This is a genomic window from Methylobacillus sp. DLP286, assembly GCF_056636515.1.
The window spans coordinates 1,226,031-1,250,034 of the sequence record NZ_CM153145.1; the positions used below are offsets into that span (position 1 = coordinate 1,226,031).

General features: G+C 60.2%; 17 protein-coding genes and 2 riboswitches. Of the genes, 7 read left to right on the forward strand and 10 right to left on the reverse strand.

Translation table 11 applies throughout. The annotated features are described in order from the left end of the window. Positions 1-7: 7 nt before the first annotated feature. The 3 genes from ACWXTG_RS05870 to ACWXTG_RS05880 form a co-directional block, all read right to left on the reverse strand. Positions 8-1,270, reverse strand: coding sequence for an MgtC/SapB family protein (locus tag ACWXTG_RS05870; protein WP_407997031.1), 1,263 nt, complete (start codon positions 1,268-1,270; stop codon positions 8-10). A gap of 88 nt (positions 1,271-1,358) precedes the next feature. Next, positions 1,359-2,648, reverse strand: coding sequence for an LLM class flavin-dependent oxidoreductase (locus ACWXTG_RS05875; protein ID WP_407997030.1), 1,290 nt, complete (start codon positions 2,646-2,648; stop codon positions 1,359-1,361). A 143-nt stretch (positions 2,649-2,791) separates the two neighbouring features. Further along, positions 2,792-3,577 carry a 3-oxoacyl-ACP reductase gene (locus tag ACWXTG_RS05880; protein ID WP_407997029.1) on the reverse strand — a complete coding sequence of 262 codons (786 nt, stop codon included), beginning with the start codon at positions 3,575-3,577 and terminating at the stop codon, positions 2,792-2,794. Between the two features lie 43 nt (positions 3,578-3,620). Further along, positions 3,621-3,727, reverse strand: a riboswitch (TPP riboswitch). Positions 3,728-3,915: 188 nt separating this feature from the next. Then, a riboswitch (TPP riboswitch) is annotated at positions 3,916-4,019 on the forward strand. A gap of 48 nt (positions 4,020-4,067) precedes the next feature. Here ACWXTG_RS05880 and ACWXTG_RS05885 point away from each other — a divergent pair. Beyond that, entirely contained in the window at positions 4,068-5,519 is a 1,452-nt protein-coding gene (locus ACWXTG_RS05885) for a sodium:solute symporter family transporter (protein ID WP_480221040.1), read from the forward strand. Positions 5,520-6,190: 671 nt separating this feature from the next. On the opposite strand, the gene ACWXTG_RS05890 is transcribed toward ACWXTG_RS05885, so the two are convergent. Continuing rightward, a complete protein-coding gene (locus ACWXTG_RS05890; protein WP_480221041.1) occupies positions 6,191-7,747 on the reverse strand; it encodes a protein adenylyltransferase SelO in 1,557 nt (518 codons plus the stop codon). Positions 7,748-8,040: 293 nt separating this feature from the next. Here ACWXTG_RS05890 and ACWXTG_RS05895 point away from each other — a divergent pair, with 293 nt between their 5' ends. Continuing rightward, a complete protein-coding gene (locus ACWXTG_RS05895) occupies positions 8,041-9,039 on the forward strand; it encodes an LLM class flavin-dependent oxidoreductase (protein WP_480221042.1) in 999 nt (332 codons plus the stop codon). A gap of 43 nt (positions 9,040-9,082) precedes the next feature. Here the strand turns inward: ACWXTG_RS05895 and ACWXTG_RS05900 are convergent, their stop codons facing one another. Beyond that, complete coding sequence (locus ACWXTG_RS05900) at positions 9,083-9,724, reverse strand: DUF642 domain-containing protein (protein ID WP_407997024.1); 642 nt, start codon at positions 9,722-9,724, stop codon at positions 9,083-9,085. Between the two features lie 228 nt (positions 9,725-9,952). Between ACWXTG_RS05900 and ACWXTG_RS05905 the strand changes: the two genes are divergently transcribed. Then, positions 9,953-10,660, forward strand: coding sequence for a Crp/Fnr family transcriptional regulator (locus ACWXTG_RS05905; RefSeq protein ID WP_480221043.1), 708 nt, complete (start codon positions 9,953-9,955; stop codon positions 10,658-10,660). Between the two features lie 11 nt (positions 10,661-10,671). Here ACWXTG_RS05905 and ACWXTG_RS05910 read toward each other — a convergent pair whose 3' ends face one another. Next, positions 10,672-11,685 carry a LysR family transcriptional regulator gene (locus ACWXTG_RS05910; protein ID WP_480221044.1) on the reverse strand — a complete coding sequence of 338 codons (1,014 nt, stop codon included), beginning with the start codon at positions 11,683-11,685 and terminating at the stop codon, positions 10,672-10,674. Positions 11,686-11,880: 195 nt separating this feature from the next. Here ACWXTG_RS05910 and betT point away from each other — a divergent pair, with 195 nt between their 5' ends. After that, positions 11,881-13,869, forward strand: a complete 1,989-nt coding sequence (betT, locus tag ACWXTG_RS05915; RefSeq protein ID WP_480221045.1) for a choline BCCT transporter BetT — start codon at positions 11,881-11,883, stop codon at positions 13,867-13,869. 55 nt (positions 13,870-13,924) lie between these two features. Here betT and ACWXTG_RS05920 read toward each other — a convergent pair whose 3' ends face one another. The 4 genes from ACWXTG_RS05920 to ACWXTG_RS05935 form a co-directional block, all read right to left on the reverse strand. After that, positions 13,925-15,148, reverse strand: coding sequence for a TonB-dependent siderophore receptor (locus ACWXTG_RS05920; RefSeq protein ID WP_480221046.1), 1,224 nt, complete (start codon positions 15,146-15,148; stop codon positions 13,925-13,927). A 5-nt stretch (positions 15,149-15,153) separates the two neighbouring features. Then, positions 15,154-16,503, reverse strand: a complete 1,350-nt coding sequence (locus tag ACWXTG_RS05925) for a TonB-dependent siderophore receptor (RefSeq protein WP_480221047.1) — start codon at positions 16,501-16,503, stop codon at positions 15,154-15,156. A gap of 145 nt (positions 16,504-16,648) precedes the next feature. Next, positions 16,649-17,611, reverse strand: coding sequence for a FecR domain-containing protein (locus tag ACWXTG_RS05930; protein WP_480221048.1), 963 nt, complete (start codon positions 17,609-17,611; stop codon positions 16,649-16,651). A 4-nt stretch (positions 17,612-17,615) separates the two neighbouring features. Then, positions 17,616-18,155, reverse strand: a complete 540-nt coding sequence (locus ACWXTG_RS05935; RefSeq protein ID WP_407997018.1) for a sigma-70 family RNA polymerase sigma factor — start codon at positions 18,153-18,155, stop codon at positions 17,616-17,618. 234 nt (positions 18,156-18,389) lie between these two features. On the opposite strand from ACWXTG_RS05935, the gene ACWXTG_RS05940 reads away from it, so the two are divergent. From ACWXTG_RS05940 to ACWXTG_RS05950, 3 genes are all read left to right on the forward strand, one after another. After that, complete coding sequence (locus tag ACWXTG_RS05940; RefSeq protein WP_407997017.1) at positions 18,390-19,202, forward strand: alpha/beta hydrolase; 813 nt, start codon at positions 18,390-18,392, stop codon at positions 19,200-19,202. An 83-nt stretch (positions 19,203-19,285) separates the two neighbouring features. Beyond that, positions 19,286-20,524: an efflux RND transporter periplasmic adaptor subunit gene (locus ACWXTG_RS05945; RefSeq protein WP_407997016.1), complete on the forward strand. Its 1,239-nt coding sequence runs from the start codon at positions 19,286-19,288 to the stop codon at positions 20,522-20,524. Positions 20,525-20,814: 290 nt separating this feature from the next. Then, positions 20,815-24,003, forward strand: coding sequence for an efflux RND transporter permease subunit (locus ACWXTG_RS05950; protein ID WP_480221049.1), 3,189 nt, complete (start codon positions 20,815-20,817; stop codon positions 24,001-24,003). Position 24,004: the final 1 nt, after the last annotated feature.

Consider the following 24,004-nt stretch of genomic DNA (forward strand, 5'->3'; position numbering starts at 1 on the left):
CAGCCCATCAGGCTGTCATCAGCATCACCAATATGCCAGCGCCCAGGCCGAGCGCCACCACCGGATAAGTGCGCAACGCAAGCTCCCGCCCGCCGATGAAGCCCACCAAGGCCGCCTTGAACACACTGTTGCTGATGACCGCCAGCACGATACCCTGCACCGCGACATGGCTGCTGAGCTCATTGCGCGCGCTGCGCGAGAGGGACAAGGTGATCGCATCCACATCGGCGATCCCGGCCAGGAGGGAAACCAGGTAGACGCCGGCATCTCCCCAGTAACGCCTGCCCGCCTCCACCAGGAACAGGATCAATGTCAGCAGCAAGGCGAACCGCAGCGCGGGCCCCAGCTCGAACGGGTTGCGCAGCGGGGTTTCAGCGTTTGCGGGCTCGTCCTTGACAGCGCGCCGCCAGAAAACAGCCGCCCCTGCCATATAGACCAGGAACATCGTTCCCAGCGACCAGGCCAGCGGCGGCAACAAGGAGGCATTGACGACCGCGACTTCCAGCAGCACGCGCGGGAACATCAGGCCCGACGTCGCCAGCAACCCCGCAGCGAGCAGCTTGTGCAGGTTCTTGGAAGACAAGCGCGACAGGGTCAATGTCATGGCCGTGGAGGAAACCAGGCTGCCGAGGATGGCGGTGATCATCAAGCCGTAGCGTGTGCCGGTCAGGCGCACGGCGATATAGGCGATGAAGCTGAGGGCGGCGATCAGCACCACCATCCACCAGGTGGTATAGGGATTGAATACCTGCCAGGGGTCGTAGCTCTCGTTAGGCAGCACCGGCAACATGACCACCGAGATGAACAACAGCTTCAACGCGCCGGACAGCTCGGTCTCGCTCAAGCGCTTGAGGAGCGAATGCAGCACATTCTTGAGGCTGAGCAGCAAGGCCACCACCACCGCCCCGGCGCTGGCGAGCATGACGTAATCCGAGAGCGCCAGGCTGCCCAGCAGGAAAGTGATCAGCAGCGCCACCTCGCTGGTAATGCCTTGGTCGCCGGTACGGCGCAAATCGCCGACGTAGGCGATGCTGACGACCAGCATCAGCGCCACCAGCACCGTCACCCAGACCGCGATTCCGAGATGCTGGCTGAGCAAGGCGCTCAAGCCGCCGAGCAGGCCGGTGAGGGCGAAAGTGCGTATCCCCGCGCTCTGGTAGGACTCCTTCTCGTCGCGCTCCTGCCAGCCGCGCTCGGCGCCGATCAATAGCCCTGCCCCCAGGGCGATGAGCAGGTGCAACATGACTTCTACGGAAACGGACTCAGGCATAAGGCAGCTTTCTCACACAATGAATTGCATCATACATGAGGGCGCTATATCCGAAACAGGCTCCAGTAACGGCAAAGCCGAAGCCGCGCTACTTTCTCCCAGGCCTCGCCAGCCCCAGGTGGCCGCGCAATGTCGCGTGCTCGTAATCCTCGCGAAACAGGCCGCGCCGCTGCAGGATGGGAATCACGTGGTCGACGAAATCCCGCACGCTGTCGGGCTGCACCGGCGGCATCAGGTTGAAGCCGTCGGCGCCGCCGTTGCGGAACCAATGCTCCATCTGGTCCGCCACCTGTTCCGGCGTGCCGACCATGGTGCAATGCCCTCCCCCGGCGGCCAGGCGGCCCAATAGCTGGCGCACCGTGGGCCGCTCGGTTTCGATGATGCGCAGCACGGTGGCATAGCGCCCCTTGGGGCCGGTGAAGGCCTCCAGCGGCGGCAACGGCGGTACCGGGCCATCCAGCTCCCAGTCCAGACAGTCCTGGTCGATGAACAACTGCAATTGCCGCAACGAGGTTTCCGCAGGCAGCAGTTCATCAAGCTCGCGTTGCTTGGCGCGCGCCTCGGCTTCGGTAGAACCGATAAAGGTCACCAGGCCTGGCAGGATAGGCACGTCCACCTGCCGCCCGGCGGCCTTGACCCTGGCCTTGACGTCGCTGTAATAGGCCTGGGCCGATGGCAGGTCATAGGCCACTGCGTAGATCGCCTCGGCGTATTTCGCCGCCAGCACGCGTCCATGCTCGGAAGCGCCGGCCTGGAACAGCACGGGGTTGCCTTGCGGCGGACGCGGCACGGTCAATGGCCCATCGACGAGGAAATGCGTGCCCCGGTGGTTGATCTGGCGCACCAGGCTTTCATCGACATAATCCCCTGCACGGTCGTTGAGCAACGCGCCGTCGTCCCAGCTATCCCACAGCTGCAGCACCGCCTGGATGAACTCTTCCGCCCTGGCGTAGCGCTCGGCATGGCCGGGCATGGCTTCATATCCGTGGTTCCTGGCCTCGACGTCGAACATGGAAGTCACCACGTTCCAGCCCGCGCGCCCGCCGGAAATATGGTCGAGCGAAGCCATCAGCCGCGCGGCATGGAACGGCGTGAAGAAGGTGCTGGAAATGGTGCTCACCAAGCCGATGTGCTGGGTGGCGCGGCTGATGGCCGTGAGCATGGTCACCGGCTCGAGGAACCAGCGCGGGCCGTCGGTGATATTGTTGGTGGCATGGCCGTCGGCAAAGAACACCGCATCGAGCTTGCCGCGCTCGGCCAGCTGCGCCATTTCCTCGTAATAGCGGATATCGCCCAGCCGCTCGACCTGGGAATCCGGATGGCGCCAGGCTGCGTTGTGGTGGCCGCAGCCGAACAGGAACAGGTTGATGTGCATCATGGCAAAACAAGAGCCTCTTTAGTGAATTCAGGAATAGCAGGCGCTGAGTCAGCGGATAGCATGTGCGATCAAGAGCGGCTGAAAAAACATGGCGTAGCGATCCTGGCTAAGAGCCTGCCCTATGAAATGATCGTGAACAGGCTCTAATTCTTGACCAGGCCGCCATCGACAACCAGGTTCTGTCCCGTCACCGCGCGCGACCAAGGCGAGGCGAAGAACAGCACCGCGTCGGCGAACTCTTCCGGCGTAGTGACGCGGCGCAATGGCGTGCTCGCGGCAATCAGGTCGAACACGGCATCCGGCGTGGCGGCGGAAGCATCAGTGGTGCGCAGCAGGCCGCCCGACACCATGTTGACGGTGATGCCACCAGGCCCGAGGTCCTGCGCCAAGGTGCGCGTCAGGGAAAGCAACGCCGCCTTGGCGGCGGTGTAGTCGTGGTAGGGCACTACCGGGTTCTGGAACAGGTTGGTGCCGATATTGACCACCCGCCCCCATCCCTGCGCAAGCATGCCGGGCAAGCAGGCCTGTACGGTATTGAGCGCGCCGCGCACCACGCCCTCGAATTGCTGCTGCAACCCTTCCCAGCCGAGATCATGCGCATGCGCCCGCGCATCGCCGTTGAACCTGAAGTCGGGCAGGGCGTTGTTGACCACCGTGGTGATCGCCTTGCCGAAATGCGCTTGCGCCTGCTCCGCCATCGCCCGCACGGCGTCGGCGTCGCTCACGTCCGCCCGGATCGCCAGGGCCCGCCCCGGCGCTTCGTCCGCCAAGGCCGCAGCAGCGTCCGCGCTATGCAGATAGTTCACGACCACGCTCGCTCCCTGGCCGAGGAAGGCGCGGGCGATATGCCGGCCCAGCCCACGGCCTGCGCCGGTGACGAGCACGAGTTGTTCTTGAATCGGGAGTAGCGGTGAAGATGGATTGCCCATGCGATTCCTTTGCAATTTTTCATGGCAAAGGAATGCGCAGCAAAAAAGCTGCGACAGGCATTCCTCCGCCAGTATGATCTGGATCAGGTATTACGGGTGTAGTCTCAGCCCTGAAGGAACAGCTTATTCAGGGCACCCCGTGCCAAAGAGTAGCTAACAAAACTCTCCTGACGTTGTTGCTCTGCCTTGCCGTACTATTTGTACTGTCTGCGGCAGAGCGCCTAGTCAGGATCAGCTTCGCTGAGTTTTGTTAGCCACTCTGAGGCCGAACCATACCATGAAACATGAATTATCCGCATGTCTTCATCGCACACTGGAGGAATATCGCTATAATTCCAGGCCTAACCTAGGGGAGCCGCTTGCGGCTGAGAAATGGCAATTGCCATGACCCTTAATACTTGATCCAGATCATGCTGGCGAAGGGAAGGAAATAGCGCATCCATCATTTGCGTACTCCTTGTCGTTCGTCGATTACAGGAGTCACCACACAATGCTCAGTACGCAAGCCACCCTCGCCTGGCTAGTCTTTTTCGCCGCCGTTTTCGCCATCGCCGGCATGGCCTATTCGCGCAGGTTCCGCGGCAACCTTGAAGAATACATCGTCGCGCGCAACAGCCAGGGCACGCTGGCCAGCATCATGACCTTGCTGGCCTCGTCGCTGGGCGCGTGGATATTGTTCTCGCCCGCGCAGGCGGCGACCTGGGGCGGCCTGACCGCCGTGATCGGCTACGCCATCGGCGCGATGTCGCCGCGCATCGCCATGATCCCGCTCGGCAAGCGCATGCGCGAGCTGATGCCCAACGGCCACTCCCTCACCGAGTTCCTGGTGGCGCGCTACGGCAAGCCCATGTACCTGCTCGCGCTGACCATCATGCTGTTCTACCTGTTCATCGCCATGAGCGCCGAGATCACGGCCATCGCCAAGATGGTGACACTGCTGGCGCCCGTGCCGCTCTGGGCCACCGCCGCCATCGTGCTCGGCTTCACCCTGCTCTACACCACCTACGGCGGCCTGCGCGCCTCCATCTTTACCGACAAGGTGCAGATCGTCATCATCATTCCGTTGCTGGCGGCGCTGGTCTTCATCGGCTGGCAGGCCACCGGCGGCATTGCCCCGGTCGTGGAAAAGCTGCAGCAAACCGCGCCGCAGCTGATCAACCTTGAGGATATCGGCGGCATCAAGGCCGGGCTGACCTTCTTCGTCGCCATCCTGCTCACCGGCATCTTCCACCAGGGCAACTGGCAGCGCATCTACTCCGCCAAGGACATTCCCACCATGCGCAACGGCTTCCTGCTCGGCGGCCTGCTGGTCGTGCCCTTCATCTTCATCATGGGCCTTTTCGGGCTGGCCTTCATGGCGACGACACCGGATGGCGACAGCTCGGTGGCCTTGTTCAGCGTGGTCATGCCCAATATCCCGCTCTGGCTGGCCGTCGCCCTGATTCCGCTCGGCATCTCGCTGGTGATGTGCAGCGCGGACACGGCCATCAGCGCCATCTCGAGCATCGTGGCGGTGGACATCGGCCGGGTGATGCCGAAGCGTAGCGCCGCCAGCCTGATGCGCCTGTCGCGCTGGCTGGTCCTGTTGGTTGCAATACCCGTGCTGGTTGTCGCCGCGCAAGGCTACAGCGTGCTCTACCTGTTCCTGCTGGCCGACCTGCTATGCGCCGCCGCGGCATTCCCCGTGTTCTTCGGCCTGTTCAGCCGCTCGCATACAGGCACGGAGGCCTTGACCGGGACGGTAGCGGGCTTGGCGGCCGGACTGTTCATGTTCCCCATGCCGGATCAGCCCGCCACCCACCTACTCGAAGCCTTCCTGCTGGCCGCATTGACGCCTGTCGCGGTGATCGCCCTCACCCGCTTGATCAAGCGACGCAAACAACACTTCGAACTTGCCGCGCTGGCACATGCAAGCCGCAGGCTGGACAGGGAACAACTCTAAAGTCAGCTAGCCAACCAAAAGGGCGAGCGCAGCGATGCCAAGTGTGGGTTTGATTTTGAATTCCCCGTCTGGCTGCGCCGAGTAGCGCAGATCTGTCTGGAAAAAGAGCTTGCGTCTGTCTGAGCGCAGCGAGTTCAGCAAGCTCCCAGACAGATTGAGCAACGCAGGGGACCGGGAGCTTGCTCCCGGCGCAGACTCCGGGGTCGCCTTTGCTTTGGTTACTTTTATTTGGCGAAGCAAATGAAAGTAACTCGCTGACAAGCGAAAGGCAACGGGTCAAGGTCTGCAACAGTGGTCAAGACCATTGATCCTTCAACATCCCAATCCCATCAGGCTCAACGATTTTTCGTCTTCATCAATACTGCGATTGGCGAGAGGATGGGTTTCGCCCCGCCGGGCGAGTATCTTTCTTTTGTTTCGCCAAAAGAAAGATACGAAAGAAAAGGCGACCCGATTGTCTGCGTCCCTACACTACGTTCCGGGCAACCTGCGTTGCTCGCTTTTAATGGGGACTGGCTGAACTCGCTGCGCTCAGACAGACGCCAGTCCTTAATCCATTAAAAGCTGTGCTACTCGGCGCAGCCAGACGGGGAGGAAAAACCACAGCGACTTGGCTTCGCTGCGCTCGCCCTTGATTATTGGAGACAAATGGCCTATGGCGGAATATTGAATCAAGAACTGCAAGACAGCATGGAACACCCTGCCTTGTGCCTGGCCCAATCCGGCCGCAGGCCGGCAAAACGTTCCTTGCCCGGCTGCTCGTCATAAGGCTTGCGCAGCACGTCCAGCAGCTCTTCTATCATGCTGGTATCGCCCGCGTCGGCCAAGTCTATGGCCTGCTGGGCAAGGTAGTTGCGCAGCACGTAACGCGGATTGGCCCGGTTCATGGCCTCGCGCCGCTCGGCAGGGTCGCGCCCGTCTGCGAGCGTCGCCTGTGCGTATTGCTTGAGCCAGTCGCCGAACCTGGGCTTGAAGGTTTCCCACAATGCCGGACTGTAGGCTGCGCTCTGCAATACGGCCAAGTCGGGCTGAGCGGCATCCACCAAAGCCAGCTTGCGGAAAAACTCGGTCATGTCGATCTCGGCCTGGGTCATGAGGCCGAACACTTCATTGAGCAAGGGCTCGTAGTCGTCGCGCCAGGCGCTGAAGCCGAACTTGGCAGCCAGGACGGAGCCCCATTCCTTGTTGTAGGCCTGGTCGTAAAGCATGAGGCCTTCGTCGTAGATTTCGCGTTCTGGCTTCAAGGCATATAGCGCCTGCGCCAGGCGCTCCAGGTTCCAGCGCGCGATGTCGGGCTGGCGGCCGAAGCAATAGCGGCGGCCTGCCGCGTCGGTGGTGTTGGGCGTCCAGCCCGGGTCGAAATTGTCCACCCAGCCGTACGGGCCGTAATCGATGGTCAGGCCGAGGATGGACATATTGTCGGTGTTCATCACGCCATGCACGAAGCCCACGCGCATCCATTGCGCGATCAGGCGCGCGGTGCGCACGCAGACGATGGCGAACCATTCTGCAAAGCGCTCTTCTTCCGGGTAATCCTTCAACTCGGGAAAATCGCGGTCGATGGTGAAATCCACCAGCGTTTGCAAGGTTTCCCTGTCGTCGCGCATGGCAAAAATCTCGAAATTGCCAAAGCGGATGAACGAAGGCGACACCCGGCAGACGATCGCGCCCTTTTCCGCCTGTGGGTTGCCGTTGTAGAACATGTCGCGGATCACGATATCGCCGGTCTGCACCAGGCTCAGGGCGCGCGTGGTGGGGATGCCGAGATGGTACATGGCCTCGCTGCAGAGGAATTCGCGCACCGAGGAGCGCAGCACTGCGCGCCCGTCCGCCATGCGCGAATACGGCGTCACGCCCGCGCCCTTGAGCTGCAGTTCCCAGCGCTGGCCTTGGGGAGTGACCACCTCGCCCAGGCTGATGGCCCGTCCATCCCCCAGCTGCCCCGCCCAGTTGCCGAACTGGTGCCCGCCGTAACACATGGCATAGGGCTCCATGCCTGGAATCAGGCCGTTGCCGCCCAGCGCGCTTACCCACGCCGGCGACTTGATCTCCTCCTCGCTCAGCCCCAGCGTTTGCAGCATCTCGGGCGAATAGGCGAGCAGCCTGGGCGCAGACACCGAAGTCGGCATCACCCTGGACCAACAGGCGCCATATACCTGGCGCAACTGGTTGCTGGTTTCCGGGTCGCCCGGCAGCTCTCGCAAGAAACGGTTATCAAAAGTAAGCATGGTCAAAGTATGGGGGCCGATCAATAAGATTCAAGAAGCAGAGAAGGTATATAGGAATGACAGCGTCCCGTATTGTATGTTCTCCCGTGGGATAAATTAAACTGGCAGATGCTTAAAAAACAAGCAGGATTAATTTATGCATGGCATAACAGCGGCTTATTTATTCAATGCCCATCATGCCCACAAAGTTACCCACAGAAATTGTTGAGGCCGGTGCATAATCGGGTTTGAACCGAACCTCAAGGGCAAACACCTGTCTTCCACAACATCCTGATGAACGACACTTGCAAGCGATGATTCCATTTTCCATCCTCGACCTCTGCCCCATCGTGCAGGGCAGCACGCCCGCGCAGGCCTTCAGCAACTCCATTGAACTGGCGCAAGTTGGGGAAGCATCAGGCTACCGGCGTTTCTGGCTGGCAGAGCACCATAACATGCCGGGCATCGCCAGCGCGGCAACTGCCGTCGTCATTGGCCATGTCGCCGGCCAGACCAAGACCATACGCGTCGGCGCCGGCGGCATCATGCTGCCCAACCATGCCCCGCTGGCGATTGCGGAGCAATTCGGCACGCTGGAATCGCTTTACCCGGGGCGCATCGACCTCGGGCTGGGCCGCGCACCTGGCAGCGACATGGCTACCGCGCGTGCCTTGCGGCGCAACCTGCATGCGCATGGTGAGGATTTCCCCGAACTGGTGGCCGAACTGCAGGACTACTTCGCCTTGCCACAGCCGGGCCAAGGCATCAGGGCGGTACCCGGCGCAGGGCTGACCATCCCCATCTGGATACTGGGCTCCAGCCTCTACGGAGCCCAATTTGCCGCAGCCCATGGCTTGCCATTCGCGTTTGCCTCGCACTTTGCTCCCACCTTCCTGTTGCAGGCGCTGGACACTTACCGCCGCAACTTCCGGCCCTCTGCTTCGCTAAGCAAGCCCTACTTCATGGTCACGGCCAATATGCTGGTCGCCGACACCGATGAAGAAGCGCGCTACTGGTTCAGCTCCCAGCAGCAAGGCTTCACCAACCTCCACCGCGGCACACCGGGACAATTGCCGCCGCCGGTGGACGACATCGAGCAATACTGGACGCCTGCCGAGAAAATCGGCGTGGAACGCATGCTGGCCTGTTCGCTGGTCGGCTCCGCCGCCACCGTGGAGGCCGGCTTGAGGAAATTGCTCAATGACCTTGCGCCCGACGAATTGATGGTGACCGGCCATGTATTCGACCAAGCGGTCAGGCTGCAGTCGTACCGGGCCGTGGCCGCCATCCGCGACAAGCTGGCAGCGGAATGAAAAAGGCCAGGCGTCGGCCTGGCCCATTGAGAAGAAATGTATTTTAGTAGAGAGGATGTTGGTGCTGGCGTCTGCGCCTGCTGATCAGGCCCATCACGCCCAGGCCCAGCGCCAGCATGCCGTAGGTGCTGGGTTCGGGCACGGCAGTGACCATCACGCCATCCAGGAATGAACCGTACGAAGGCGCATTCTGCGGCTCTATCGAGACGAACTTCAAAGTGGTCAGGCTATCGGAGGCCAGCAGGTTGGTGAAGTGGTACTCCACCCATCCGCTATGCGAGGTGACCGAAGTTGCCACCACCTGGCTCCCGCCCCAATACACTTCCAGTGCGCTGTTCAGGTCGCCTGGGGTATCCGAGCGGCCGGAATAGGCAAAGCTGAGGTTGTACAAACCGCCGGAAGTCGTTGTCAGGTCCTGCCAGATCGAGGTCAGGTTGGTCGAGTTCAGCTCCAGGTACTGTTCCCCTTCGAATGCAGTATTGAATGCGGGCCAACCGCCATGATCGCTGCCGCGCTGTATTTCGAACACGCCGTCCGAGCTCCAGCCAGTCACCGCAGGCAACTGTTCCCAGGAACCCGAGATGGCATCAGCCTCGAAGCCCCCGTTCACCACGATGTTCGCTGCATTCACCCCGCTGCTTGCAGCCAGTAGCGCCCCACAAATCGCCATAGTCAGTTTATTCATTTTCTCTTCCTTCTCATCGTCATTTGCTTTAAGAAAAGTACGTTTGCCCGGCTATGAGCGCCAGGTAGACCGAGCATGCATGGCAACCATGTGCCTTACTGTGCGCTAGCGCACATAACTTGATGATTTATAGTAAAATTAGCCCAATCGGACTAATACGCGGCAATTGGCCCTTCCAAGCCGGATCGATCGGCATATACTGCATTGCAGCACCTGCTTGGAGGCCAAATGGACATTCCGTTCAGCCCGCATGGCAATACCTTGATCAACGCGCTGCCGCTGGAGGATCAGCGGCAGCTGTTAGCAAGCCTGGAACCGCTTTCCATGCAGCTGGGCGAGGTGTTGTACGAATCGGAACAATTATTGAAGTACGTGTTCTTCCCTGTCGATGCCATCGTCTCGCTGCTCTACGTCATGGAGAATGGCGCATCGACGGAAATCGCGGTGGTCGGGGAGGAAGGCATGGTCGGCACGCCGGTCATCATGGGCAGCCACACTTCCTCCTGCCGCGCCGTGGTGCAGAGCGCCGGGTATGGCTATCGCATCCGCGCCGGTACCTTGAAGCAGATTTTCGACCATCGGCCTGCCGTTGCGCACCTGTTCCTGCGCTACACCCAGGCCCTCATTACGCAAATCACCCAGACTGCCGTCTGCAACCGGCATTGCGTGCTGGAACAGCAATTATGCCGCTGGCTGCTGCTCAGCCTGGACCGGCTGCACAAGACCGAGCTCATCATGACGCAGGAGCTCATCGCCAACATGCTGGGCGTCAGGCGCGAAGGCATTACCGAAGCGGCGGGAAAACTGCAGAAGCGAGGGCTGATCAGCTACAGCCGCGGCCATATCCACGTGTTGAACCGGCCAGGGCTCGAACGCATGGCATGCGAGTGCTATCAGGTCGTGCGCCAGGCATACGCCTCGCTGCTATACGCGTAAACCTAAGAACTCTAAAATACCGCCTCGGCCGTATTGTTGCGGTCGATGATCTCGCGCATGGTGTTGCCCTGCTCGCACTGGGCAAAGCGGCACTCCGCATCCACCATGTCGCTGCTGCATCCGCCCAGCAGGGGACAGCTGGCGAACAGCTCGGCGATCCAGTCCACAAAGGCCCTGACCTTGGGCGACAAGTGCCGATTGTGCAGGTAGACCACCGAAATCGGGTGGCTGGACGGCTGCCATTGCGGCAGGACTTCCACCAACTCGCCGGATTGGAGGTGCGGCAGCACCATGTAGCGCGGCGCCTGGATCAGGCCGAAGCCCTGCAGTGCGCAGGCGACATAGGCCTCGGCGTCGTTGACCGCGACCTTGCCGACGCCGCGCACTTCCGTCACCTTGCCGTCCACGACAAAATCCCAGTCCATGTTCCGCCCCGTGCGGCTGGAAAAATAATTCACGGCATGGTGCTGCTCCAAGTCCTCCAGTGTCGTGGGCACGCCGTGCTGCTCCAGGTAGCGCGGCGAAGCGCAGGTCACCACACCGAACGCGCCGATGCGGCGGGCGACCATGCTGGAATCCTGCAATCCGCCCATGCGCACCACGCAATCCACCGCTTCCTGCACCATGTCCACCGGGCGGTCGCTCATGCCGATCACCAGCTCCACGTCCGGGTAGCGCGTGTAGAAATCGCACAGCTTGGGAATGATGATCAGGCGGCCGATCGAGGGCGGCACGTCGATACGCAGCCGCCCGCTCGGCCCGCGCGTCACGTCGCGGAACAAGGCTTCCGTCTCGTCCACCTCGGCCAGGATGCGCATGCAGCGCTCGTAGTAGGCCGCGCCGTCCGGCGTCAGGCTTAGGCGCCGCGTGGTGCGGTTAAGCAGGCGCACCTTGAGCAGGCCTTCCAGCGCCTGGATGGTGGTCGTCACCGTCGTGCGCGGCAAGCCGAGGCTATCCGCCGCGCGCGTGAAACTGTTGGCATCCACCACCCGGGTGAATACCTGCATTGCCTGGAACCTGTCCATGATGCTTTCCTGTCAAACTGGATAATTATGATGAATTCTACTAACAATCACGAAAAATTTAACCAATTATTTACAGGATCATCAATAAAAAGATCGCGCCTGCTTTCTGGGATCGGGCAATCCCGCCGCTCCCCGCCTAGCGCCTGGCAAGCCGAACATGCTTATAATGTACCGAACCCATCATCCAACACCATCATGCCCGAGTCAGAATCCCATCCCCTCACACCCCGCATGCAGATCAATCCCGGCGTGTTTTTCAGCGCTGCCGGCCTCATCGTGCTAATGGTCGGCCTGACTGCATTTTTCCCCAGCGATGCCCAGGCCATCTTCGGCATTATCCAGACCTGGATCATCAAGAATGCCAGCTGGTTCTACATCCTCACCGTAGCCTTGGTCCTCATCCTCACCGTCTACTGCATGGTCAGCCGCTTCGGCGACATCAAGCTGGGGTTGGACCACAGCGAGCCCGAATACAGCAACGCCACCTGGTTCGCCATGCTGTTCTGCGCAGGCATGGGCATCGGGCTGATGTTCTTCGGCGTAGCCGAGCCTTTGATGCACACCATAGACCCGCCGCAAGGCGACGCCGACACCATCACGGCGGCGCGCGAGGCCATGCGCATCACCTTTTTCCACTGGGGGCTGCATGCCTGGGCCATTTATGCGCTGGTGGCGCTCATCCTGGCGTTTTTCGCCTTCCGCCACGGCCTGCCGCTGACCCTGCGCTCCGCGCTATACCCCTTGATCGGCGAGCGCATCCACGGGCCGATCGGCCATGCGGTCGACACCTTCGCGATTATCGGCACCGTGTTCGGCATCGCCACGTCGCTGGGCTTCGGCGTGCTGCAGATCAATAGCGGGTTGCACCACCTGATCCCGCAAATTCCCGTCGGCATCCTGGTGCAGGTGGTGCTGATCCTGGTCACTACCGCCCTCGCGACCGCTTCGGCGGCAAGCGGGCTGGACAAAGGCATCCGCCGGCTTTCCGAACTCAACATGATATTGGCCGTGCTGTTCATGGCCTATGTCTTCTGCATGGGCCCCACCGTGTTCCTGCTGCAAGCCTATGTGCAGAACACCGGCGCCTACCTGTCGCAGATCGTCAGCAAGACCTTCAACCTCTATGCCTACGAGCCCACCGACTGGCTGGGCGGCTGGACCTTGTTCTACTGGGGCTGGTGGCTTTCATGGTCGCCCTTCGTCGGCATGTTCATCGCCCGCGTGTCGCGCGGACGCAGCATCCGCGAATTCATTGCCGGCGTCATTTTCGTGCCGGCAGGATTTACTTTCCTCTGGATGACGGTATTCGGGGATACGGCCATCCACCTCTACCTTTACGACGGCCTGGCCTCGCTCGGCGAGACCGTGAAAACCGACAACTCGCTGGCCCTGTTCGCCTTGCTGCAACAGCTTCCCCTGGCGCAAGTCACCAGCGCCGTCGCCGTCATCATGGTCATCATCTTTTTCGTCACTTCCGCGGATTCCGGCGCACTGGTCATCGATATGCTCGCCTCCGGCGGCAAGGACAGGACGCCGGTCTGGCAGCGCATTTTCTGGTCGCTCGTCATCGGCATCGTCGCGGTGGTGTTACTGCTGGCGGACGGCCTCTCCGCGTTGCAGACCGCGACCATCGCCAGCGCGCTGCCCTTCTCCATCGTCCTGCTCGCCGCATCGTGGGGCTTGCTGCGCGCATTGAACATCGACCTGACCAAGCGCGGCACCCGCTTCCAGACCTATCTCGCCCCGCCGCCCGGCAACGCGCCGGAAAACTGGCGCCAGCGGCTGCGCACCATCGTCACTTTTCCATCGCGCGGCGACGTGCGGAAATTCATCCTCGAGACCGTGCAACCCGCGGCGGAAGAAGTCGCCACGGAACTGCGCAAGCGCCAGTACGAGGTATCGGTCACCACCGGAGAGGACGGCCGCGTCAGGCTGGAAGTCATGCATGGCGCCGAAATCGACTTTGTCTACGAAGTCAGGCCGCGCTCCTATGCGCAACCAAGCTTTACCGTGCAAGGCACCAAGGACAGTGCGGACGAAGACGCGCGCTACTACCGGGCCGAAGTCCACCTCAAGGAAGGCGGACAGAATTACGACCTCGTCGGCTGGAGCAAGAGCGCGGTCATCAGCGACATCCTGGACCAGTACGAGCGCCACCTGCATTTTCTACATTTGGTGCGGTGAACTCACAAAAAATTGGGGTGCGATAAGCGCCCCATCATTTCAATCGATATTTCCCTTAGAACGTGCCACGCACAGTCAGCATGACATTTCGGGGAGTACCGTAGTAGTTCCCCAACCCAGCACTGCCTACCGTCTGGTAATATGTCTTGTCAAACAGGTTGTTGGCATTCAGATTGAGCGACCAGTTTTTGTCCACTTGGTATTCCACCATGGCATCCCAAACCGCATAGCCACTTTGGGTATACTTGAAAGGAATATTCGCCTCAACCACATTCCCTGCCCCATCAAACCTGTTGGAGACACCACTGACATAGGTTGTGCTTTGCAGATTGACACCCCCACCAACTCGCCATTTGGAGTAATCCCCTGGCAACTGATAGACAGTCCACAGCTTGACCATATGCTTGGGCGTAATCGTGCTCAATGGAAGGCTGTCAGCCAGATTGCGGTTATAGTTATAGACATAGCTAGCCATCGTCATCAGCCCAGGTAATATCTCGCCGCTGGCTTCCAGTTCCACTCCCTTGCTGACCACTTCACCCTGATTCAAGTAGCAACAACTCCCACCAAACAAGACCGAATTATTGGGATAACGCGTATCCAGAATGGCGCCATCTTCGCGCTTGGTGTAAAAAACAGCCGCTCCGGTATTGACAGCACCATTGAACAAATCGCCCTTCAGACCGATTTCATAAGTCTTGCCTGTCATAGCATCCACAGTTTTTGCACTACCCTCAGGCCCTTGCAGCAAGTTCTGCTGTGGCTTGAAAATCTCGGAATAACTAGCATAGGCAGACCACTGCTTATCCAACTCATACGTCAACGCTGCATAGGGCACAAACTTGGTTGGCTCACGCATCTCAATACGGCTGATATCAACACCATCATCAATAGTCTGTTCAAATTTGTAGCGTGCAAGCCTACCTCCAAGAATCAGCTTTGCTTGATCGCTCACCTGTAATGCAGTGCGCGCATAGATGCCATACTGTACTTGAGTGTTCGGGTTGTACTTGATAGTCAAGGTGCTACTGATAGGATAAGGATTCCAATACGTTGAGCTGGGATCAAATACATTCGCTGGCAACCCGCGGTTTGCTGGATAAGCCCCACCACGCCATTGACTCGTGACTCTCTGCCAATCGGCACCTAATACAAACTCATGCTCGCGCGAGAAGGCATTGAAACTACCTGACAAATTAGTATCAAACAGGCTCTGTTTTGTCCATGAATCATTATAACTCCCAGTCCAGATTGGTCCGGCCAGAGTAACCGGGTTCACGCCATTTAAGGCAAATGCCCCCCCAGGCTTTCCACCTTCTCATGCGTACCAGTGTAGGTGGCATTCAATTTCCACTGATTCTTGAACACATGGTCAAACTTGGCAAATAACTCTTTTGAACTTGCATCAGTATATGACCACCTTTGTGTCAAACCAGTACTACGCTTTAATTTCAGATCTTCACCAGTACTATATCTAGGTACACTGCTCCATGTGCCATTCTCATGAATCCGCTCATAACGTCCACCCAGAGTCACCATAGTATCCGGCGTCAAATCAAACTCCAGAATGCCATACACAATCGGCTTTTCGGTGCTGCGGTTGTCGATAAAATACTGACGGTCGGCATGAGCAGCCACCAGCCGGCCACGCAGATTACCAGCCTCAGTCAATGATCCACTGGCATCTAGCTGCACGCGATAGTTATCCCAGGAACCTGCTGAGGCATCGACCTTGAACTGAGTATCCCGGGTTGGCCGCTTGCGCACCAGGTTGACAATGCCCCCAGGATTGCTTGCACCACCAAACAATGAGCTACTACCTCGCAATACTTCGACATGGTCAAACTCAACTAGATCAAAAGTGCCAATGCCATAAAAACTGCCAGCTGAAGTACTCATCGCCATCGGAGATGCACCATCGATCTGGTAGTTATCCAGCAAGAATCCGCGCGAGTAAAAGCTATTGATCCGATAATTGGTATTTTGTACGGTGATGCCGGGAGTGATTTTCATCGCCTCAGTCAAATCCGTCATCCGCTTGTCCTGAATCAACTGTGAAGTCACTACGGAAACAGACTGGGGTGTCTCACGCAGGCTGGTTGGCGTCTTGGAGCCAACACTGACCAATCTAGCGGCATAACTTTGTGTATTTTCCGTAGATTCCCCCATACCCTGCGCTTTCACTGTCAGCTCTGCCAATATAGCGGTTGGAACCTCGACATCGGATTGAGCAATAGTTTTGACAATATAATTGCCTTCCTCCTGCCTAACTGCTTGTAATCCTAGTGGCGATAATAATGCAGACAATCCTTGAGCTACAGTGTAGCTACCTTTCAGACCCCTTGTTTCCTGCGCTTTGACTAATGCAGGCTCCGTGGTGATATTGATGCCGGTCTGCACGGCAAATTCCGTAATAGCGGCAGCCAGCGATCCGGCGGCAATGTTCAGCTCCCTAACCTCGGTCTGGCTTGTGACTTGTTCGGCATGTACCTCATGCCAGCTGGCAGCGCCTGCCGCCATCCCGATAGCCAAAACTGCCGCATGCACAGCATGATGGATGCGAGGACGGGGTGAGACGTTTTCCGCCTGCATGTATTGGGGAATCGTGCTTTGGGATTGATAACGCAATGACATATATTCCTTCCTGTAATGTTAATCGTTTTTGTTACGTCAACAGACAGGACACAACAGGCAGGGGAAAAGGGCCAAATGAAGGCAGTTTATTTTCTGGAATCGAGAAAGAGCTTGATTTTGATATGGAACAATTCCATATCAAAAGTCATCTCGCCGTTACGGTGACCCAGTAACGGGTCCTGTATTCGAGCTTGACCGGGAATACCTTGGCAAGGTTGAGCAGGATGGCGTCGGTATCCTGCAATTGGTAAGCCCCCGTTACGCGGATATCCGCCACGGCGGGATCGCAGCGCAGGATGCCCGGACGATAGCGCGCAAGTTCGGCAATGAAATCGCCCAGGCGGGTTTCATCGGCAGAAATCACGCCGCGCGTCCAATTCAACTCGCGGGGAGACAATGCTTGCGGCTGGTCGATGGCATCGGCATCGAAGCGGGTTTCTTCATTGGCATGGAGGATGTCAGTCCTGGCCCCATTGCTGATTTGCACGGCCCCCTCCTGCACCGCCACAAACACATGGTCATCGATATGGCGCACGACAAAACGGGTGCCTAACGGCTGTACTCGCCCATAAGCGGTCTGCACGATGAAGGGACGCGGCTTGCCATTCCGCTGGGCATCGGGATCGGGGGCGGTTGTGATGAGGATTTCCCCGCCACGCAGGTGTACGGTGCGTGATGCGGCGTTATAGTCAATGTCAACGCGGGTGGCGGTATTGAGCTGGATCACCGTGCCGTCTGCCAGGACAATGCGGCGCTGCTCTCCCGCGGCGGTGCGGTAATCGGCCAGCCAGCCTTGCTGCTCGCCGGTACGCCAGCCCAGCCAGCCGGCAGGCACGGCCGCAATCAGTATCGCCAGTTGCTTGATGGCCTTGCGCCTGTCCAGGCGCGTTTTGCGCCGCAATGTGCTGCCCGTCTGCTGCGGCAGGTTTGACGCCAGGCCGCTGATGCGCTGGGCCTGTTGCCAGGCTTGCTCGTGGGCGGGATCAGCGCCCCGCCACTGTTCGAAGGCAACCAGCTCCTGTGGCGTGGCTTCCCCGGAATCGATCAGCACGAACCATTCCGCAGCCTGCATGGCGACCTGGCGAATTGCAAGCTCCGGTGCAGCCATGGCGTCAGATGCTGCCTTGGTAGCTGGAGGCCAGTACGATGCATTCCGCCATGGCCTGCGCCATGTAGCGCTTGACCGAGCGCAAGCCGATGTCGAGCTGCTCGGCGATCTCGGCATAGGTCAGCCCCTCGACCTGCGACAGCACGAATACTTCCCTCACGATGGGAGACAAGCCGTTGAGCATGGCATCCACCTCGTTCAACGCATCGGCGATCAGCGCCTGTTGTTCCGGCGAGGGAGCCTCCGCCTCCGGCATCAGCGCCAGCGCATCGAGCCAGGCCCGCTCCAGCGACGCCCTGCGGAAATGGTTCAACAGCACCCGGCGCGCCACTGTCGCCAGGTAAGCGCGCGGCTCACGCAACGGCTCGCTTTCAAGGTTGCTCGACGAGAGCTCCGGCATCAGCAGGATGCGCATGAAGGTGTCCTGGGCAAGGTCGGCCGCTTCGGAATGGTTATTCAGGCGGCGATTGAGCCACAAGCGCAGCCATTGCTGGTGTTGTTGGTAAAGCTGCTCGGCCAGCAGGTGCGAGGAAAAATGCGACATCGGGACATGTCCACGATTGGAAATAAGAATCAGTTCCCATTGTAATCAATAAATTGGGAAAACTCATCCGTGTGGTTGTTTTCATGCAATTTTTTACGGTATTGACCGTACGTCCGCGTGCCGGACGCCATTGTTTGCGAATTACGAATAGTGTTTCCACATTTACGCAGATTATTAAATTGGCAATAACGATCACAATGGGTCGCATCCAATATCAGCCAATGCAGACCGATTGTGAGCGAACCGCGCGTTTCCCGTGAAGACTTCATCATCCCCGGACCCGAGGGAGCGATCCCCGTGCGGCTGTACCGTGGCGCGCAGGCGGAAGGCAACCTGCCGTTGGTGCTGTACTTCCATGGCGGCGGATTCAACGCGGGCTGCCTCGACGATGCGGACTTTCCCGCCAGTTTCATCGCGCACCATTGCCCTGCCGTCGTCCTTTCCGTCGGCTATGCCCTGGCGCCACAGCACCCGTTCCCCGCAGCGCCGGAAGATGCCTATGCCGCGGCGCAATGGGCCGCACGCAATGCACGCCGCCTGAACGCGGCCGCCAAGCTGCTCGTCGTGGCCGGGGACGATGCGGGCGGCAGTATCGCAGCGGGCCTGAGCATGATGGCGCGCGACCGCGGGGAATTCAGCATTGCCGCGCAAGTGCTTATCGCGCCGATGCTGGACCCGAGCATGACCCTGCTCGGCGATGCCGCCAGGCTCAAGTCCGAGCTCACCGCGGCGCAATGCGCGCAGCGCTACCGGCAATATCTGCCCAAGTGCACGCAACGCATGCATCCCTATGCCGCACCACTGGAATCGCTGCGCCTTGCCGGCCTACCCAGCGCCATGATCGCCACTGCCGAATGCGACGTGCTGCACATCGAGGCGGAAAAATACGCCAGCGCCTTGATCAAGGCCGGCATCCCTACCCAGGTGTCGCGTTTTGCCGGCGTCCAGCATGCCGAATTGCCTGCCCACCAGCCCATGCTGCGCGAGGTGGTGGAGTTCCTACGACGCCAGGCGGGACAAGCCGGTTTACCTATTAACAGCGGCTAACAACACTCAGCGAAGCGCTCCTGACAGGAGCGTTTTGTTAGCCGCGCTAAATTTTGATTTCAACATTAAAGATGAGGAACATCATGTCTAAACCACTGCAACAAAAGAAATTCGCCGCCCTGTTGGCGGCCGCCCTGGCAATCTCGGGCGGCGTCATCTTGTGGTCGCCCGCCAGCCACGAAGCCCAGGCCGACACTGCTGTCGCCAGCAATACCGTTACCGTGGACGTTGCGGTTGTCGCGCAACAGGACATCACCGACTGGCAGGATTATTCCGGCCGCCTGGAGGCGGTCGAGCGTGTTGAAATCCGTCCCCTGGTTTCCGGCACGCTGACCAGGATCCATTTCAAGGACGGCGACCTGGTGAAGAAAGGCGACGTGCTGTTCACCATAGACCCGCGGCCGTTCGAGGCGGAGGTCGCGCGCGCCCAGGCCCAGCTGAGCGGCGCCGAGGCGCGGCTCGACTACACCAGCCACGACCTGGAACGCGCGGAGCGCCTGATCGGCGACAACGCCATCGCCCGCCGCGACTTCGAGGAAAAGCGCAACGCGGCGCTGGAGGCGAAAGCCGCATTGCTGGCAGCGCAGGCCGCATTGCAGACCGCCCGCCTCAACCTGGAATATAGCCGCATCACGGCACCGGTATCCGGCCGGATTTCCCGCGCCGAGGTGACGCTGGGCAATATCGTTTCCGCGGGCGCGAGCTCCACGCCGCTCACCACGCTGGTGTCTACCGACAACATCTACGCGGCGCTCGAGGTGGACGAGCAAAGCTACCTGAAATTCATCCAGCCCGGACACACCAGCCAGCTCAAGGTCTTGCTGGGGCTGGCGAACGAGGACGGCTATAGCCGCGAAGGCCGCATCGGCTCGGTCGATAACCGCATAGACACCGCATCGGGCACCATCCGCGTGCGCGCCGTGTTCGACAACCGCAAGGGCGACTTGCTGCCGGGGCTGTATGCGCGCGTCAGGCTGGGCAGCGGCAGCACCCACCCGGCGTTACTGATAGACGAGAAAGCCGTGGGCACCGACCAAGACAAGCGCTACGTGCTGGTGGTCGATGCGCAGAACCAGGCCAATTACCGAGAGATACGGCTAGGCGCGGCCCATGGTGAGCTGCGCGTGGTGGAAAGCGGGCTGCAGCCTAGCGAACGCATCGTGGTCAATGGCCTGCAACGGGTGCGTCCCGGCAGCCAGGTCAGCCCGCACCTGGTCGCCATGCCCGGCAGCGCGTCGCCATTGGCCCAGGTTCGGGCAGAGGAAGCGATCCACACGATCCGCAGCCTTCCCAATAAACAGCAAAAGGCCGTCAACGCATGAGAGCCTATTCATCCTCTTTTCACAGGGTACGTTGTCCCGCCAGGGCCGGCGATGCAAGGCGAAAACCACAGTCGGGCCGTTGCCCGGCGAGGATTTGCAACGACGCAGCGACTATGCTGGCGGGACAACCCACAGGGCATGGCTTCAAACCGCACCCGCTCTGCGTTCCAGACCTTGGCGAGGCAATAAGCATCGCCTGCGGCCTGCGCCTTGATCGGGCACGCTTTGAAACCATGCGTCCCCTATAAAAAGAGGATGAACAGGCTCTAAATCTTAGGGAGAACTTACAAATGAATATCTCAAAATTCTTCATCGACCGCCCGATCTTTGCGGGCGTGCTATCGATGCTCATATTGCTGGGCGGGGCACTGGCGATGTTCCAGCTGCCTATCTCGGAATATCCCGAAGTCGTGCCGCCTTCCGTGGTGGTACGCGCGCAATACCCCGGCGCCAACCCCAAGGTGATCGCCGAGACGGTGGCCTCGCCGCTGGAGGAATCCATCAACGGCGTGGAAGACATGATCTACATGCAGTCGCAGGCCAACAGCGACGGCAACCTCACCATCACCGTCAACTTCAAGCTCGGCGTAGACCCGGACAAGGCGCAGCAACTGGTGCAGAACCGCGTCAACCAGGCGTTGCCCAGGCTGCCGCCCGACGTGCAGCGGCTGGGCCTCACCACGCTGAAAAGCTCGCCCACACTCACCATGGTGGTACACCTGGCCTCGCCGGACAACCGCTACGACATGACCTATTTGCGCAACTATGCCGTGATCAACGTCAAGGATAGGCTGGCGCGCATCCAGGGCGTGGGCGAAGTCGGCCTGTTCGGCTCCGGTAACTACGCCATGCGCGTCTGGCTCGATCCGCAGAAAGTCGCCCAGCGCGGCATGACCGCATCCGACGTGGTGCAGGCGATCCGCGAGCAGAACGTGCAGGTGGCGGCCGGCGTGATCGGCGCATCGCCCAACAATGTGCCGCTGCAACTGTCGGTCAATGCGCAGGGCCGTCTCAAGACCGAGGAGGAATTTGCCGCGATCATCCTCAAGACTTCTGCCGACGGCGCCATCACGCGCCTTTCCGACGTGGCGCGCATCGAGCTCGCTGCCTCGGAATACGGCCTGCGCTCGTTGCTGGACAACAAGCCTGCGGTCGCCATCCCGATCTTCCAGGCGCCCGGCGCCAACGCACTGGCGATTTCCGATGCCGTGCGCGCCACCATGAAGGAGCTGGCTGCCGATTTCCCCGAATCCGTGGAATACCATATCGTCTACGACCCGACGCAGTTCGTGCGCTCCAGCATCCGCGCCGTGGTGTCCACGCTGCTGGAAGCGATCGCCCTGGTGGTGCTGGTGGTGATCCTGTTCCTGCAGACCTGGCGCGCATCCATCATCCCCTTGCTGGCGGTCCCGGTTTCCATCATCGGCACTTTCTCGCTGATGCTGGCATTCGGCTACTCGATCAACGCGCTGTCGCTGTTCGGCATGGTGCTGGCGATCGGCATCGTGGTGGATGACGCCATCGTCGTGGTGGAAAACGTCGAGCGCAATATCGAATCGGGCCTGAGCCCGCGCGACGCCACCTACCAGGCCATGCGCGAGGTGAGCGGGCCCATCATCGCCATCGCGCTGACCCTGATCGCGGTGTTCGTGCCGTTGGCGTTCATGACCGGCCTTACCGGGCAGTTCTACAAGCAGTTCGCCATGACCATCGCCATTTCCACCGTGATCTCGGCGTTCAACTCCCTGACCTTGTCCCCTGCCCTGTCCGCCATGCTGCTCAAGGGCCACGGCGACAAGAAGGACTGGCTCACGCGCTTCATGGACCGCTGGCTGGGCGGCTTCTTTGCCAGGTTCAACAACCTGTTCAGCCGCGCCTCCGACAACTACGGCAAGGGCGTCAAGGGCATCATCAACCATAAGGGCTCGGCCATGGGCGTCTATGCCGTGCTGCTCGGCCTGACCGTGGGCGTCTCCCTGATTGTGCCGGGCGGCTTCGTGCCGGCGCAGGACAAGCAATACCTGGTGGGCTTCGCCCAGCTGCCTAGCGGCGCCTCGCTGGAACGTACGGAGGAAGTCATCCGCCGCATGAGCGAGATCGCATTGCAGCAGCCCGGCGTGGAAAACGCGGTCGCCTTCCCCGGCCTCTCGATCAACGGCTTCACCAACAGTTCCAGCGCCGGCATCGTCTTCACACCGCTCAAGCCGTTCAACGAACGCAAAGGCAAGGAATTGTCGGCCGCCGCGATCGCGCAATCGCTGAATGAGAAATTCGGCCAGATCCAGGACGCCTATATCGCCGTGTTCCCGCCGCCCCCGGTCATGGGCCTGGGCACCATCGGCGGCTTCAAGCTGCAGATCGAGGACAGGGGCGCGCTGGGCTATGCCGAGCTGGACAAGGCAGTGAACGCCTTCATCGCCGAGGCTTCCAAGGCGCCGGAACTGGGCCCCATGTTCACCAACTACCAGATCAACGTGCCGCAGCTGAACGTGGACCTGGACCGTGCCAAGGCCAAGCAATTGGGCGTGCCGGTGACCGAGGTGTTCGACACCATGCAGATCTACCTCGGCTCGCTCTACATCAATGACTTCAACCGATTCGGCCGCGTATTCCAGGTGCGCGCGCAAGCCGATGCGCCCTACCGCGCCAAGGCCGAGGACATCCTGCAACTGAAAACCCGCAACATGGCGGGCGACATGGTGCCGTTGTCCTCGCTGGTCAAGGTGACCCCTACCTACGGTCCGGAAATGGTGGTGCGCTACAACGGCTATACCGCCGCCGACATCAACGGCGGGCCGGCGCCGGGCTATTCCACCGGGCAGGCCCAGGCGGCAGTGGAAAGGATAGCCGCGCAGACCCTGCCGCCCGGCATCAAGTTCGAGTGGACCGACCTGACCTACCAGCAGATCCTCGCGGGCAATGCCGGCATCTGGGTGTTCCCAATCAGCGTGCTGCTGGTGTTCCTGGTGCTGGCGGCGCTGTACGAGAGCCTGGCCTTGCCGCTCGCGGTGATCCTCATCGTGCCGATGAGCATCCTGGCGGCACTCACGGGCGTCTGGCTGACCAAGGGCGATAACAACATCTTTACCCAGATCGGGCTGATGGTGCTGGTGGGACTATCTGCAAAAAATGCCATCCTCATCGTCGAGTTCGCGCGCGAGCTGGAACTGCAAGGCAGCAGCATCGTCAAGGCCGCGATCGAGGCCAGCCGCTTACGTCTGCGCCCCATCCTCATGACCTCCATCGCCTTCATCATGGGCGTGGTGCCGCTGGTGACGTCCAGCGGCGCGGGCTCGGAAATGCGCTACGCCATGGGCATCGCCGTGTTCTTCGGCATGCTGGGCGTGACCCTGTTCGGCCTGTTCCTCACGCCCGTGTTCTACGTGCTGCTGCGCAAGCTGAGCGGAGGCCGCCAGCTGCATTCGGCCACCGAGCACAAACCCCATGTTGCCGGCCCAGCCGCCAGCCATTTGATATAGG